The organism is Acetobacterium wieringae (genome assembly GCF_023700225.1).
GTDB lineage: Bacteria > Bacillota > Clostridia > Eubacteriales > Eubacteriaceae > Acetobacterium > Acetobacterium wieringae.
Window position 1 is genome coordinate 24782 of record NZ_CP097897.1, and the last position, 14461, is coordinate 39242.

Here is a 14461-nt window from a genome sequence, read left to right on the forward strand (position 1 = left end):
AACACTGTTAAAAGGGAGTAGTTGTTATACAAAGTCAACATACTGGTGACGATGGTCGCCTGGCTTTGTAGCCGATTCCGGTAACGAGACTTTTAGCATAGTCCATTTTGTGGTGGGTTATGCTAGGAGTCTTTTTATTTTGGGATGCTTTCAAATTACAAAACAGGAAGGAATACAAATGTACACAGGATTTATTGCTTTTTTAGTAGCGGTAGGAGCCGTGGTGCTGGCTGAAATGGGAGATAAAACCCAGTTGTTGGCGATGGCCTTTGCTACCAAGTATCAGGCCGGGAAGGTGATGCTCGGAGTCTTTATTGCCACCGTCTTTAACCACGCCCTGGCGGTAGCCGTGGGAAACTATATCACCCGCTTTGATGGTGCCCAGATCTGGATTCAGGGGATTGCGTCATTGTCCTTTATCTTTTTTGGACTCTGGACGATTCGGGGGGATAAACTGGATGGCGAAGAGAACCGGACCACCCGCTTTGGTCCGGTGATTACCGTGGCGGTGGCTTTCTTTATCGCCGAAATGGGCGATAAAACTCAGCTGGCAACCATTGCCCTGGCCACCAAATTTCCCGAAAATGCTCTTGGCGTGTTGATCGGAACCACCACCGGAATGCTGATTGCCGATGCCATCGGGATTATCATCGGGGTGGTACTCTGTAAAAAAATACCCGAGCGGACGGTCAAACTGGTATCCGCCGGAGCTTTTATGTTGTTTGGTTTTATTGGTACCTATCAGGTGGCCACCCAGCAGTTGCAGTTGGCGATGACAACCGTGCTGCTGTTGATGTTGGCCTTGCTTATTCTAACAGCCGGGGCATCCTATTATCTGATTAAAAAGGAAAAGGAAGCAGGGCATTCGGATACGTATCCGTCATGTCCAGTGGATCAGACAAAAAAACGATCAGACGACAAATAAAAAGCAGGTAAGACTGTAGCGGTCTTACCTGCTTTTTATTATTGTTGAATGACATAAGCGCAAATACCCGGGGCTAAAGCCAACACAATTATTTTTATTGAAGTCCCAGACCGGCGACAATCTCATCAATACCGGTGAGAATATAGTTGGGACGGTAGGGGAATTGCTTAACCGTGTCCCGGGTTGACACGCCACTAAGGACCAGGAAGGTCGTCAAACCCGATTCAATACCAGCAATAATATCGGTATCCATCCGGTCACCGATAATCAGGGCATCATCACTGTGAACGCCCAGCCGTTTGATACCGGTACGCATCATCAGTGGATTGGGTTTACCGACGTAGTAGGCTTCTTTACCGGTGGCCAGTTCAATCGGTGCCACCAAGGCCCGACAGGCTGGTACAATGCCTTCTTCGGTGGGGCCAGTTAAGTCCGGATTGGTGGCGATCAGTTTGGCACCTTTCTGAATCAATTTGACTGCCCGCATCACGGATTCGTAATTATAAGAGCGGGTTTCGCCGAAAACGACATAGTCCGGATCGACATCATTCATGGTAATTTCGACGTCGTAAAGGGCATTAACCAGACCCGGTTCACCAATGACATAGGCCGAACAGCCGGGGGACTGATCTTTTAAGAATTTGGCAGTGGCCAGAGCACTGGTATAAAAATGGCTTTCATCAATTTCCAGACCCAGTCGAGCCAGTTTTTCTTTTAGTTCAATGGGTGAACGTTCGCTGGAATTTGTTAAAAAGAGGAAGTTCTTATCTTCAGCATAAAGCCAGTTGACAAACTCCTTGACTCCCGGCAACAGTCTGTTACCATGGTAGATGACACCATCCATATCGCAAATAAAGCCTTTTTTATCTTTAATTAATGCTAATAACTCTTCATTCATTTTATTACCTCCGATTAATTTTCACTTATTTACAATATTATACCCCAACAAAACCGGGTTCGTCTTAAAAATTTGGCAATTTTATGTAAAAAACTGAAAATATATGTAAAAAGATCATTAAAAATAAGCATGGCAAAATTTTTTCGTCTTCGCATAGGTATTTGCACGATCAGCTGTGATAAACTGCAATAAAAGAAAAATACGATGCCAGGAAGGCGAGGGGATAAAAAATGGAGACAATCTTAAATAATTATGATGATATGCGGGTGATGCGAATGATTAAAAAACAGTTGATCTCTTGTGAGTCAAACCTGGAACTGCTCCGTAAAGAGTATGAGGAAAAAGACGATCAGCTGTTAGCCCTGGGAATTAAGAAAGAAGTGACCAATCGTCCGGTTGACGAAGCAGAAGTAGCGGAATTAACAGTTCGGCTGGAAGCTTTAAAAAAAGAAATTCAGGAAATTGAAGAAGATAAGAGTAAAATGGCGGCCTACAACGCCTATACCCGTCGTTAGACAAAAACGGTTAAAAGCAGATCTTGACTTTAGTGGGCTGATGTAATAAAATCAAAACAGAATAAATAAAGCACAAAATGGGGTACACCACCGAAAGGGTGTAATCGCATTTTGTGCTTTTTTTGCGTCTGAAACAGCAAAGGAGGAAGTGAGATGCGTGTCAATGGAAAAGAAATGACCCTGGTTAACAATCAGAGTCTGTTACAGTTTTTAGAAATCAATGGATTTGATGTGGCTACTCTGGCTGTCGCCAGAAATGGTGAAATCGTTCCGAAATCGAGCTATGATGCGGTGCTGCTTTGTGAAACGGATACCCTGGAAGTGGTACGTTTCGTTGGCGGTGGGTGATGGTAAGTAGCCGACTAAAGATCACCATGAACGAACAGGGCTTAAAAAACAAGAAATAAAAAACAAAAGGAGAAAAGATGACAGATCAATTAGTAATTGGCGGACACACGTTTAATTCCCGGTTTATCCTGGGATCAGGAAAGTTTTCACTGGAAATTGTCAAGGCGGTGGTTGAAAACGGCGGGGCAGAAATCGTCACGCTGGCCCTACGGCGGGCGAATCACGGTGGGGAAGAAAATATTCTGGATTATATCCCCAAAAACATTACCCTGCTGCCCAATACCTCCGGTGCCAGAACGGCTGAGGAAGCGGTCAAAATCGCCCGGCTGGCCCGGGAAATCAATTGTGGGAATTTTATCAAGGTGGAAGTGATCAGGGATTCCAAATATCTGTTTCCCGATAATTATGAAACCATCAAGGCCACCGAGATTCTGGCCAAGGACGGCTTTGTGGTGATGCCCTATATGTATCCGGACTTAAATGTGGCCCGGGATTTAGTCAGTGCCGGGGCAGCGGCAGTGATGCCCCTGGCATCCCCGATTGGCAGCAACAAGGGCCTTTGTACCCGGGACTTTATTGAGATTCTAGTTAGTGAAATCCCAGTTCCGATTATTGTCGATGCGGGGATCGGGCGGCCGTCCCAGGCCTGTGAGGCGATGGAAATGGGCGTGGCAGCGGTGATGTGCAATACCGCAGTGGCCACAGCTAAAAACATTCCGCTGATGGCCAAAGCTTTTGGTCAGGCGATTGCGTCGGGCCGTAATGCCTATCTGGCCGGTCTCGGCCGGGTCTTAACCCATGGCGAAGCGTCCAGCCCCTTAACCGGATTTTTGGAGGATTAGAATGATAAAAAAACGCACTGATCCAATGGTCTATCAACCTGAGATGGAGAAAATAGACTCCGATATTCGGGATAAAGTCTTAAAAAATGTGGATAAGTATGATGATCAGAAAATTACCGACAGTGATGTGGAAGAAGCCCTAAAAAAAGAACGATTATCCATAAGCGATTATGGAGCCTTATTATCACCGGCAGCGACGCCATATTTAGAAGAAATGGCAAAAAAAGCGATGATCGAAACAAACAAACACTTTGGTAACAGCATCGGTCTGTTTACCCCGCTTTACATTGCCAATTATTGTGAAAATAATTGTGTATACTGTGGATTTAATTGTAAAAATAAAATCCGCCGGGGTAAGCTTAGTCTGGCGGAAATGGAGACGGAACTGAAAGCCATCGCCAAAACCGGATTAAAAGAGATCTTGATCTTAACCGGCGAATCCCGGCATCATTCGGGAGTGGAATATATCGGCGAAGGGGTTAAGCTGGCAGCAGAATATTTTGCCACTGTGGGGATAGAAATCTATCCGCTGAATACCAATGAATATGCGTATCTGCATAACTGCGGAGCCGATTTTGTTTCGGTTTATCAGGAAACCTATGATTTGAGCAGATATGAACAGGTTCATTTAAGTGGGCCCAAGCGGGTTTTTCCCTATCGCTTTGAGGCTCAGGAGCGGGCCTTGCTGGGGGGGATGCGGGGCGTTTCTTTTGGGGCTCTGTTGGGGTTGGGTAACTTCCGGAAGGATGCCTTTGCCACCGGACTCCACGCCTATTTTATTTTGCAGAAATACCCCCATGCCGAAATCAGCTTTTCCACGCCCCGGCTTCGCCCCTTTATTAACAAAGCCGATAACAACCCTAACGACGTCCATGAGAAACAGCTGCTGCAGGTGATGCTGGCCTACCGGTTGCTGATGCCTTTTGCCGGGATCACCATTTCCACCCGGGAACGGCCGGGCTTTCGGGACCATGTCATCGGGATGGTGGCAACAAAAATTTCGGCCGGTGTCAGTGTTGGGGTTGGTGGACATGAGCAGGAAGAAAAAGGCGATGAACAATTTGAGATATCTGATCCCCGCAGCGTTCCCGAGGTCCATCAGATGATTTTAAACCGGGGCCTTCAGCCGGTTTATTGCGACTATATCCGGGTATAATACCTTCACTAAAATGGGTGGTGTTTTTTAGTCGGGATATGATAGACTATAGACAAGAAAAATAAAGGAGCCAAGTATGCTGATTTGTATAACGAACCAGAAACTGTGCCAGGATGATTTTCTCGGTCGCATTGAAGAAATCGCCAAGGGGCAGCCCCATGCCATCATGCTGCGGGAAAAAGAACTCAGCGAGGCAGACTATAGGGAACTGGCCATCAAAGTAAAGGAAATCTGTGATCGGCACCTGATTAAACTGATTATCAATCATAATCTTGAGATTGCCGAGGAACTGAAGGTGGAAGCGGTACAGGTGTCAATTCATGACATTCGGAGAACCTGCGAAGCGATCCGGAACTTTAAGCAGGTCGGGGTCTCGATTCACTCAGTGGAACAGGCCCGGGAAGCCGAAGCCTGGGGGGCCAATTATTTAATCGCCGGTCATATTTTTCCCACTGATTGCAAAAAAGGTCTGCCAGCCCGGGGACTGATTTTTCTTAAAGAGATCTGCAGTTCCGTCTCAATCCCGGTTTTTGCCATAGGCGGGATCAGTCAGGCCAACTATAAAATTGCGATGATGGCTGGCGCTAAAGGCGTTTGCATCATGAGCGAAGCGATGACTACCGATCATCCTGAAACCCTGGCGCAACGATTTATCGTTTAATGAGTGGTTCTTTTATAGCACAACAACAATTGAAGCGGATCGGAGATAAATAAATAAAGGGATAAGGCTATGCCATGTCCCTTTTTGTTTTTTCCATAAAAGTCAGTAGTCGATCCTCATCAAGCGGTTTGGCATAGTAAAAGCCCTGGGCAATATGACAATTATTTTTCAGTAAAAAGTCAATCTGTTCGGGGGTTTCCACTCCTTCGGCAATGACCTGGAGATTAAAATTTGAGGCCAGTTCAATGATAACTTTGGCAATGGTGCCATTGTCATAATGGGGAATCCCTTTAATAAAGGAACGGTCGATTTTGATCTTATCCACGGCAAATTTCTTGAGATAACTCAAAGAAGAGTAGCCGGTGCCAAAATCATCGATGGAAACCTGGATCCCCATCCGGTGAAATTCGCTCAGGATGGCTTCGCATTCGTCTTCATTATCCATCAGAATCCCCTCGGTGATTTCCAGTTCCAGCAGCTCTGGTGGTAACTGGGTGCGGGTTAAAATGGATTGAATCAGTTCCCCGATATAGGGGGCCTTAAACTGAAGCATCGAAAGATTAACCGCAATCGGTATTTGATAACCCAGCGATTGAAGCTTTTTCCCAAACTCACAGGCAATTTCCAGCACCCATTCGCCCAGAGGGGTAATCAGATTCGATTCTTCGGCTATGGGAATAAAGCTCCCCGGAGGAACCATCCCATTGCTGCTGTTCCAACGAATTAAAGCCTCCAGGCCGAGAATCTGATTGGTGGCCATATCCACCTGGGGCTGGTAGTAAAGAACAAATTCCTGATTGCTTAGGGCATTGCGCAGCTTGTTTTGCATTTCGTATTTTTGAATCGAGAGGCTGTTGATGTCCTTATCATAGAACTCAAAGCGCCGTCCCTTGTTGGCTTTGACATTATTGAGGGCAGAAGCGGCAGTCTTTAAAAGCTTGCCATAGTGGTTGGCATCGTTGGGGTAGAGACTGATTCCGATACTGACATCAACAATCAGTTCTTCATCATGGATGGAAATCTGTTTTTCCAGTTCCTTGCTTAAATCCATGATGTATTCATATAAATCTTCGTTGGAAGAAACATACGCTTTCAGTATACCAAACTCGTCATTACCCAAACGGGCCAGCACATCCTGATCGCTGACCAGGGTCTTTAGGCGACTGGCCAGGGCAATCAATACCTTGTTGCCAAAATCAAAACCTTTGGCCTCATTGATAATTCGGAAATCATCGATATTGATCAAAATCAGGGCATGGTTACCGGCAGCGCTGCCGTCTCCACTGATTAATTCCATTCCCGATTCATCCAGAAAGACCTTATTGTTGAGTTTGGTCAGATAGTCAAAATACTTCAGATAATAAATATCTTTTTCGATTTGCTTATGGGCCGTGAGATTGGTGATGTTGCCGATATAATAATCGGTATCGTCGTTTTTCACCTTACTGATCCGCAAAAACAGAAACAGCGTTTCGGAGGAATTTTGAGCATATTCAATTTCGCCGGACCAGACCGGATTCATCTCGAGGCTGTCAATCAGGGGTTGATTGATCAGGATGCCCTTTTCAGAAAGGTTCAGCGCCGGGATTTCAGTTTCCGGAATCCCAATCATTCGGGAAAAGGCGGTATTTTGATAGATACAGAAGAATTCTGCGTTTAAAATAAAAATACCTTCATCGGTACCGGATAAAAGCTCCAGAATCATTTCCAGCTGGGATTGAACAGCCTGGCGTTTGTCAATTTCCTGGTTCAACGCCTGATTGTTGGTTTGAACTTCTTCGATGTATTGGATGATCCGATGGCTCATCATTTTGAGCCCCCGGGATAAAATACCAAGCTCATCTTCCCGGTCATAAAGGGTGCTCGGCAGATTAATTTCCTGATCACCCTGGCTGAAGGTTTCAACGGCACCGGAAATGGTTATAATCGGTTCGGAAATAAGCCGGGTCATCCGCCGGATAAACAGCGCAATCATAAACAGCAGTACCAGGGAAATAAAGAACAGACTAAAAATAAACTGATTCAGCGGGGCCAAAACTTCCGACCGGGGGATGACCGTGACCACAATCCAGTTGGATGACTGGGTGGGCACATAGGCGATGTATTTGGCGTTATTTCCCATTTGGTATTCAATGACACCACTATCACCGGAGGTGATTTGGCTCATATAAAGGTCAAGATAGGCGAAGGGATTAACCCCTCCCGCAGCAAAAACTTCAGGATCATCAGGATGATAAAAAATACTGCCGTCTTTATTGATTAATAGGGTATAGCCGTTTTTGCCGACTTTGTAGGTGCTCATCAATTTGGAAATATCAGTCACCTGCAGGTCAATGCCCATGGCGCCGATCACATTGTTGTTTTTCAGGATCGGGGTCGTAATGGAGACCACCATTTTTTCGGTAACAATGTCAATATAGGGACTGGTGACGGTCACACCCCGGGATTGTAAGGTTTCCATGTACCAGAGTCGTTTATTCAGATCATAGTCTGGTTTGGGATCAAATTCGGGGGTCGAGGAAATCAGATCGTTGGATTTGGTAACCCCGATGTAAGCCAGAGAAATATTGGGATCAGAAGCCTTGATGGCCTGGAGTTCCTGGGTTATCACATTAAACAATGGATGTTGGCGCTTTTCCTCCCGGGTGTTGAGCGCTTCAGTGATAGCCTGATAATCCTGATTGGTTTTCATCTGTTCGACAATAATAATATTCTTCTCGATAAACTTGTCAATTTCAGTGGCAATTTGCTGGGCGTCCTTGGAAATTTGTTCTTTACTGTTGGTTTCAAAAAAACCACTTAACATTTGGATGGAAATGATCCCATAAACGGCAAAGGCAACAAAAATAAATCCAATAACAATTGTTCCCACCCGTCGAATCAGGCTTTTTTTAAACCAGTGCACAATGGGGCCATCCTTTCTCTGAAGGGTCAGTCAATAGTAGATATATGTTAGTTTTATCTTGCTTTTTCATGTTCCTATTATAAACGAAAAAGCGCTGAAAGAAAAATAAATTTTATTCTATTGACAGGAATATTGCGATTATGTTAAAGTTTAATCAATTAAATATGAAGTCTTCAGGGCAGGGATAGTTTCCCTACCGGTGGTATAGCCCACGAGCCGCAAGGTATGATTCGGTGTAATTCCGAGGCCGACAGTTAAAGTCTGGATGAAAGAAGATAATCAAGTTTGCATGTCAAATATCTTTGTTTATTTAGCTCTGAAATGGTAATCATTTCAGAGTTTTTTTATACGAGGATCAGGAAAGCTGTGAACAAAAGTGCCCTGGATGTTTATTCAGGGCACTTTTGTTTTTGAGGGAGGAATACTGGTGGAAAAACAGGATCATTACATGGAAATAGCCATCGATTTGGCTAAAAGAGGTCGAGGTTGGGTAAATCCCAATCCTCTTGTGGGAGCAGTCATTGTTAAAGATGATGTGATTATTGGCAGCGGTTATCACGAAAAGTATGGAGGACTGCATGCTGAGCGTAATGCGCTGGCGGCCTGCAATGAGTCACCGGTCGGGGCGACCCTATATGTGACGCTCGAGCCCTGCTGTCATTATGGCAACACACCACCATGTACCGAGGCCATTATCGAAAGCGGGATTAACCAGGTAATAATCGGTGCGACTGATCCCAATCCGTTAGTTGGTGGCAAGGGAATTGAGATTCTCAGACAGCAGGGGATCACAGTGATAACCGGAGCGCAGGAAGAGGCGTGTCAGGAGCTAAACACTATTTTTTTTCACTATATCAAAACGAAAACCCCTTATGTGTTAATGAAATACGCCATGACTCTGGATGGCAAAATTGCCACCCGTACCGGGAAATCGAAATGGATTACCGGAGAGGCGGCCAGGAACGCCGTTCATCAGACCCGCAATGAAGTGATGGGAATCATGGTGGGGGTTAACACCATTTTACAGGATGATCCCCAACTGACCTGTCGGATTGAAGGCGGCAGAAACCCCATCCGGATTATCTGTGATACCTATTTGCGCACTCCGCTGACAGCACAGGTGGTGACATCGGCCCGGAAAATACCGACCTATCTGGCCACCTGCTCTGAGGATCAGCAAAAAATAAAACGGTTTGAAATCATGGGCTGCAGAATTTTAAAAAGTGCAAAAGACGGGGAGCATCTTGATCTCCGGGAACTGATGGTGCAATTGGGGCAGGAAGGAATCGACAGTATTCTACTGGAAGGGGGCGGTACCCTGAATTTCAGCGCTTTAAAAAGCGGTATTGTGAGTAAGCTCCAGGTTTATCTGGCCCCCAAAATATTTGGTGGTGCGGTACGCAAAACTCCGGTGGAAGGCCTGGGGCTGGCAGATCCAGCCGAGGCCTTCCAGTTCACGGATCGAAAAATAAAAATATTCGGGGATGATATCTGCCTCGAATACACAAAGAGGTAAGACATGTTTACAGGAATTATTGAAGAAGTTGGCAAAATCACTGCGGTCATTAAGGGACAACGATCTTCCCAACTGTGGGTTCAGGGTGCGGTCACGATGGATGATTTAAAACTGGGCGACAGCGTGGCGGTGAATGGAGTGTGCCTGACGGTATCCCAGTTAAGCGGAAATAAGTGGATGGCCGATGTCATGAGTGAAACGCTGAACCGCAGCAATCTGGGCGATCTAAAAGGCGGATCAGCCGTCAACCTGGAACGGGCAATGCCCGCCAATGGCCGTTTTGGCGGGCATATGGTAGCTGGTCATATTGACGGAACCGGTCACATTGTGCAAATCACCAAAGATGATAATGCCGTGATCTTTGAGATTGGTGCACCGCCAAAAATACTCCGCTACATCATCGAAAAAGGGTCCATTGCCATTGATGGCATCAGCTTAACGGTCATCGAAATGACTTCCGTCAGCTTTAAGGTGTCCATCATTCCCCATACGGTGAAGCAGACGATCCTGGGCATTAAGAAACCTGGCGATCCGGTCAATCTGGAAAACGACCTGGTCGGCAAATATATCGAAAAGCTGTTGATGAATCCAGCCGTCAAAACAGATCGCCACCAGGAAAAATCCGCTGGTGTGACCATTGATTTTCTGACTCAGGCAGGGTTTTAATAAAAAAATAATAAGATTAAGAGAGGGTACTATGTTTAAATTTAATACCATTGAAGAAGCACTGGAAGATTTACGAGCCGGTAAAATTATCATCGTGACCGATGATGATGACCGCGAAAATGAAGGCGACTTTGTCTGTGCGGCTGAATTTGCCACCACCGAAAACGTCAACTTTATGGCTGTCTATGGCAAAGGGCTGATCTGTATGCCGATGAGCGAAAAATTGGTCAAAAAATTAGCCATTCCCCAAATGGTTGCGGATAATACCGATAATCATTGCACCGCCTTTACCGTGTCCATCGATCATGTCGATACCACCACCGGTATTTCGGCAGCAGAGCGTTCGGTTACCGCCATCAAGTGCGTCGACGAGAACACCAGACCAGAAGATTTTAGGCGGCCCGGCCATATGTTTCCATTGGTAGCCAAAGAAAATGGGGTATTGGAACGAAACGGCCATACCGAGGCCACCGTTGATCTGGTCAAACTGGCGGGGTTGAAAGAATGCGGTCTGTGCTGCGAAATTATGCAAGAAGACGGCACGATGATGCGGACTCCGGAACTGATCGAATTGGCTCAGACCCATCAACTGAAATTTATTACCATCAAAGATCTGCAAAACTACCGCAAACAAAATGAAAAACTGATCGATTGTGTCACAATCACCAAAATGCCCACCAAATACGGGGAGTTTATGGCTTATGGTTATGTCAACATGCTTAACGGCGAACATCATGTGGCGCTGGTTAAGGGGGATTTAAGTGGTGACAGCCCGGTGTTGTGTCGGGTTCATTCCGAATGTTTAACCGGCGATGCCTTTGGTTCGCTCCGCTGCGATTGCGGCGATCAGTTTGGGGCAGCGATGACCGCCATTGAAAAAGAAGGTCGGGGGGTGCTGCTCTACATGCGTCAGGAGGGCCGGGGCATTGGTCTGATCAATAAATTAAAAGCCTATGCCCTTCAGGATATGGGGATGGACACGGTGCAGGCTAATATTGAGCTGGGGTTTCCGGAAGACTTGCGGGAATACTATATCGGGGCCCAGATTTTAAGAGACCTGGGAATCAAACAGCTGCGGCTGCTAACCAACAATCCGCTTAAAATGGAAGGGTTGTCGGAATTCGGGCTGGAAATGGTGGAGCGGGTACCGATCCAAATGGAAGCATCCAGCCACGATCTGTTTTATTTGAAAACCAAACAGGAAAAAATGGGTCATATTTTAAATTATAACTAAAAGGAGAATGTTATGAACGTATATGAAGGACAATTAGTATCAAAGGGAATTAAAGTGGGGATTGTGGTAGCCCGGTTCAATGAGTTTATTGGCTCAAAGCTGCTTGGCGGTGCGATTGATGGTTTGAAGCGTCACGATGTGAAGGAAGAAGACATTGATGTGGCCTGGGTGCCGGGTGCCTTTGAAATTCCCTTGATTGCGGCTAAAATGGCCAAGCTGAAAAAATATGATGCCATCATCTGTCTCGGGGCTGTGATACGCGGTTCCACCACCCATTATGATTATGTCTGCAGCGAGGTGTCAAAGGGAGTGGCTCATGTCTCTCTGCAGTCAGAAATACCGGTGATCTTTGGTGTGTTGACCACTGAAAACATTGAACAGGCCATCGAACGGGCTGGCACCAAGGCCGGCAATAAAGGCTATGACTGTGCCCTGACAGCCATTGAAATGGTCAATCTGATCAACGAAATAACAAACTAAAAAAACAGGGAGCCGATTTTTGGGCTCCCTGTTTTAGATTAAACCTAAGCTAATTCGTCAAGGGTGACCACGCCATTTTGCAGGGCCAGTTCCTTGAGATCCTGATATTGTCCGGCGATGGCTACATAGAAGTAGGGATTTACATAAAAAATGCCAAGAATTCCAAAGGTCAATCCGTTTAGTAAAAACCAGCCCAGGAAGCTTAGTGACATCATAAAAATTTCGCCTTTGTGGCCCTGGGTTATCCGCATGGAAATTTTAACGGCTTCGGTGGCTGGGACATTAGGGTATTCGGCTAAAATATAAGGGGTGAATGAATAGGCAATTGCCTTGATAATACCGGGTACCACAAAAAGCAGGGACCAGAGAAAAATAAATAATTCCATCCACAGCATTCCCCCCAGTTTTCGACCAAAATCCGAAAAGCCGGTTTTAAACATGTCTTCAATGGTGGGAGCGGGGAGTTCGCCACGGTAAATCCACAGTGAGAAAAATTGCAGACCAACCATCATCGGCGCCCAGACAATCAGACCACCCAGGCCGCCAACGAAGGATGTGACTCCGGAAGCAGCACCAATCACCACAAATGCCAGCACAGTTGCGCCGACGCAGACCCAATAATTTTCGGAAAAGCTCTGCTTGGCCAGGGCTTTTATTTCCTGTCTCGTTTTCATAATAATCTCCTTTTCGTTTATGATTTTAAAGAGAAAGCTTAAGAAAAACATCACTTTCTTAAGCTTCTTTGTATATAATAGCACGACTGATGAAAAGAAGGAAGAATAAAAATGAGTAAAATACTAACGAAAAAAAAGATCCCTCTGGGCCGTTATCGGCATTACAAGGGCAATGAATATGAAGTCATCGGCGTTGCAACCCACAGTGAAACGCAAGAAGCCATGGTGGTTTACCGGCCATTATATGGTGAAGGCGGTTTGTGGGTGCGTCCGGCAGCGATGTGGAACGAAATCCTGGAAAAGGATGGAAAAATCGTCAGGCGCTTTGAATATCTGACTGACAAAAAAGTGGCGACAGAACCAGAATTGGATACAGTGGCCTTATTGCAGGATCTGAAAACGCTGTTGCAGATTAAGACGGTTAATGGCGATGCCGGTGAAATAACCGACGAAGCCCCCCTGGGAACTGGCATCAACGAAGCGCTGAACTTTGTCCTTTTACGGGGCCAAAGCTTTGGCATGCGCACCAAAAACTGCGATGGCTACTGCGGTTATGTAGAATTTGGCCAAGGGTCGGAACTGGTGGCCGTGACCACCCACATCGATACGGTGGCGGTAGGTGAAGACTGGACCGTCCCCCCTTTTGACTTGACCATTGACGGCGACACTATTTATGGTCGGGGGGTGCTTGATGACAAGGGCCTGACGATGGTTTCGCTTTATGCGCTGAAAGCGTTAAAAGAAGCCAAGGTTTCGCTTGGTAAACGGGTGCGCCTGATTATCGGTGGTGATGAAGAAGGCGGCAACTGGGCCTGTATGAACCGCTATAAACAGACCGAAGAAGTCCCGGCCTGCTCGTTTTCACCGGATTCCGGCTATCCGGCCATCTTTGCCGAAAAAGGCATTATGAATATTATTCTGGAAAAAGAACTGGATTACCAGACCCCGGCCCTTGTCTTTAGCGGTGGTGGTCAGATCAATTCGGTGCCGGATGCGGCCCAGGCCGTTTTTAATGGCCGGACTTTTGAAGCCAAAGGAAAATCGGCTCATGCCATGGAGCCGGAAAAAGGGGATAACGCCATCCTGAAACTGGCAGCAATATTGACGGCAGAAGGGATCACCCATCCAATCCTTACGCTCTTGGAGCGGGCTACCACAACCGGGTTTGGGATTGATCTGGCGGATTCGGTGTCGGGAGCGCTGACCTTAAACCCTGCCATTGTTCAGGTGGACGAAAACAAGGCGGTGTTGCGCTGTGATATCCGCTATCCGGTGACGCTAAAAAGCAGTGATGTTGTTGCGGCGATAAAAAAAGCGACAGCTGATCTGGGCTTTTGTTTGGAAATGGATCACGATGTCAAACCCCTCCATGTCGATAAAGACAGCTTTCTGGTAACCACCCTGCAGCAGGTCTATCAGGACTGCACCGGGGATATGGCCGAACCGATGGTTTCCGGCGGCGGTACCTATGCCCGGGCCTTTGACAACTCCGTGGCTTTTGGCGGTGGCTTTCCCGGCGAGGCCAACACCTGTCATCAAACCGATGAGTTCTGGAGCATTGAAAGTCTGGAAAAAAACTTTGAGATTATTGTCAAGGCCCTGGCAGTATTGGCTCAGTAAAAAGAAAACAGCAATGGCGAG

The 14461-nt window shown here is 46.4% G+C and carries 14 protein-coding genes and 1 riboswitch; of the genes, 11 read left to right on the forward strand and 3 right to left on the reverse strand.

The features are described from left to right. Window positions 1-178: 178 nt before the first annotated feature. Window positions 179-925: a TMEM165/GDT1 family protein gene (locus tag CHL1_RS00125; RefSeq protein WP_148637023.1), complete on the forward strand. Its 747-nt coding sequence runs from the start codon at window positions 179-181 to the stop codon at window positions 923-925. A 94-nt stretch (window positions 926-1019) separates the two neighbouring features. On the opposite strand, the gene CHL1_RS00130 is transcribed toward CHL1_RS00125, so the two are convergent. Next, the gene (locus tag CHL1_RS00130; RefSeq protein ID WP_070370627.1) at window positions 1020-1823 is read right to left on the reverse strand and encodes an HAD-IIA family hydrolase; all 804 of its coding nucleotides are present in this window, start codon (window positions 1821-1823) and stop codon (window positions 1020-1022) included. 230 nt (window positions 1824-2053) lie between these two features. Between CHL1_RS00130 and CHL1_RS00135 the strand changes: the two genes are divergently transcribed. From CHL1_RS00135 to CHL1_RS00155, 5 genes are all read left to right on the forward strand, one after another. Continuing rightward, window positions 2054-2338, forward strand: coding sequence for a hypothetical protein (locus tag CHL1_RS00135; protein WP_070370626.1), 285 nt, complete (start codon window positions 2054-2056; stop codon window positions 2336-2338). Between the two features lie 153 nt (window positions 2339-2491). Beyond that, window positions 2492-2686: a sulfur carrier protein ThiS gene (thiS, locus tag CHL1_RS00140; RefSeq protein ID WP_070370625.1), complete on the forward strand. Its 195-nt coding sequence runs from the start codon at window positions 2492-2494 to the stop codon at window positions 2684-2686. 77 nt (window positions 2687-2763) lie between these two features. Further along, complete coding sequence (locus CHL1_RS00145; RefSeq protein ID WP_070370624.1) at window positions 2764-3528, forward strand: thiazole synthase; 765 nt, start codon at window positions 2764-2766, stop codon at window positions 3526-3528. A 1-nt stretch (window position 3529) separates the two neighbouring features. Continuing rightward, window positions 3530-4684 (forward strand): 2-iminoacetate synthase ThiH, encoded by a 1155-nt coding sequence (gene thiH / locus CHL1_RS00150; protein ID WP_084633540.1) that lies wholly within the window; start codon window positions 3530-3532, stop codon window positions 4682-4684. Window positions 4685-4760: 76 nt separating this feature from the next. After that, a complete protein-coding gene (locus CHL1_RS00155; protein ID WP_250934285.1) occupies window positions 4761-5345 on the forward strand; it encodes a thiamine phosphate synthase in 585 nt (194 codons plus the stop codon). Window positions 5346-5412: 67 nt separating this feature from the next. On the opposite strand, the gene CHL1_RS00160 is transcribed toward CHL1_RS00155, so the two are convergent. Then, window positions 5413-8250: a bifunctional diguanylate cyclase/phosphodiesterase gene (locus CHL1_RS00160; RefSeq protein WP_250934286.1), complete on the reverse strand. Its 2838-nt coding sequence runs from the start codon at window positions 8248-8250 to the stop codon at window positions 5413-5415. Window positions 8251-8415: 165 nt separating this feature from the next. Further along, window positions 8416-8531: riboswitch (FMN riboswitch) on the forward strand. A 146-nt stretch (window positions 8532-8677) separates the two neighbouring features. Between CHL1_RS00160 and ribD the strand changes: the two genes are divergently transcribed. From ribD to ribH, 4 genes are read left to right on the forward strand one after another with little or no spacing between them, the layout of a single operon-like run. After that, window positions 8678-9766 carry a bifunctional diaminohydroxyphosphoribosylaminopyrimidine deaminase/5-amino-6-(5-phosphoribosylamino)uracil reductase RibD gene (gene ribD, locus CHL1_RS00165; RefSeq protein ID WP_476723732.1) on the forward strand — a complete coding sequence of 363 codons (1089 nt, stop codon included), beginning with the start codon at window positions 8678-8680 and terminating at the stop codon, window positions 9764-9766. 3 nt (window positions 9767-9769) lie between these two features. After that, window positions 9770-10432, forward strand: a complete 663-nt coding sequence (locus CHL1_RS00170) for a riboflavin synthase (protein WP_250934287.1) — start codon at window positions 9770-9772, stop codon at window positions 10430-10432. Window positions 10433-10463: 31 nt separating this feature from the next. Further along, window positions 10464-11666, forward strand: a complete 1203-nt coding sequence (locus tag CHL1_RS00175) for a bifunctional 3,4-dihydroxy-2-butanone-4-phosphate synthase/GTP cyclohydrolase II (protein ID WP_250934288.1) — start codon at window positions 10464-10466, stop codon at window positions 11664-11666. A gap of 12 nt (window positions 11667-11678) precedes the next feature. Then, window positions 11679-12146 carry a 6,7-dimethyl-8-ribityllumazine synthase gene (gene ribH, locus CHL1_RS00180; RefSeq protein ID WP_070370619.1) on the forward strand — a complete coding sequence of 156 codons (468 nt, stop codon included), beginning with the start codon at window positions 11679-11681 and terminating at the stop codon, window positions 12144-12146. A 44-nt stretch (window positions 12147-12190) separates the two neighbouring features. On the opposite strand, the gene CHL1_RS00185 is transcribed toward ribH, so the two are convergent. Beyond that, complete coding sequence (locus CHL1_RS00185) at window positions 12191-12820, reverse strand: DUF975 family protein (protein ID WP_070370618.1); 630 nt, start codon at window positions 12818-12820, stop codon at window positions 12191-12193. 111 nt (window positions 12821-12931) lie between these two features. Here CHL1_RS00185 and CHL1_RS00190 point away from each other — a divergent pair, with 111 nt between their 5' ends. After that, window positions 12932-14440, forward strand: coding sequence for a Sapep family Mn(2+)-dependent dipeptidase (locus CHL1_RS00190; RefSeq protein WP_250934289.1), 1509 nt, complete (start codon window positions 12932-12934; stop codon window positions 14438-14440). Window positions 14441-14461: the final 21 nt, after the last annotated feature.

Excerpts from the sequence above, each read along its gene's own strand:
- CHL1_RS00125 (WP_148637023.1), top strand. The coding sequence starts at position 179 with ATGTACACAGGATTTATTGCTTTTTTAGTAGCGGTAGGAGCCGTGGTG.
- CHL1_RS00130 (WP_070370627.1), bottom strand. The coding sequence starts at position 1,823 with ATGAATGAAGAGTTATTAGCATTAATTAAAGATAAAAAAGGCTTTATT.
- CHL1_RS00135 (WP_070370626.1), top strand. The coding sequence starts at position 2,054 with ATGGAGACAATCTTAAATAATTATGATGATATGCGGGTGATGCGAATG.
- thiS (WP_070370625.1), top strand. The coding sequence starts at position 2,492 with ATGCGTGTCAATGGAAAAGAAATGACCCTGGTTAACAATCAGAGTCTG.
- CHL1_RS00145 (WP_070370624.1), top strand. The coding sequence starts at position 2,764 with ATGACAGATCAATTAGTAATTGGCGGACACACGTTTAATTCCCGGTTT.
- thiH (WP_084633540.1), top strand. The coding sequence starts at position 3,530 with ATGATAAAAAAACGCACTGATCCAATGGTCTATCAACCTGAGATGGAG.
- CHL1_RS00155 (WP_250934285.1), top strand. The coding sequence starts at position 4,761 with ATGCTGATTTGTATAACGAACCAGAAACTGTGCCAGGATGATTTTCTC.
- CHL1_RS00170 (WP_250934287.1), top strand. The coding sequence starts at position 9,770 with ATGTTTACAGGAATTATTGAAGAAGTTGGCAAAATCACTGCGGTCATT.
- CHL1_RS00175 (WP_250934288.1), top strand. The coding sequence starts at position 10,464 with ATGTTTAAATTTAATACCATTGAAGAAGCACTGGAAGATTTACGAGCC.
- ribH (WP_070370619.1), top strand. The coding sequence starts at position 11,679 with ATGAACGTATATGAAGGACAATTAGTATCAAAGGGAATTAAAGTGGGG.
- CHL1_RS00185 (WP_070370618.1), bottom strand. The coding sequence starts at position 12,820 with ATGAAAACGAGACAGGAAATAAAAGCCCTGGCCAAGCAGAGCTTTTCC.
- CHL1_RS00190 (WP_250934289.1), top strand. The coding sequence starts at position 12,932 with ATGAGTAAAATACTAACGAAAAAAAAGATCCCTCTGGGCCGTTATCGG.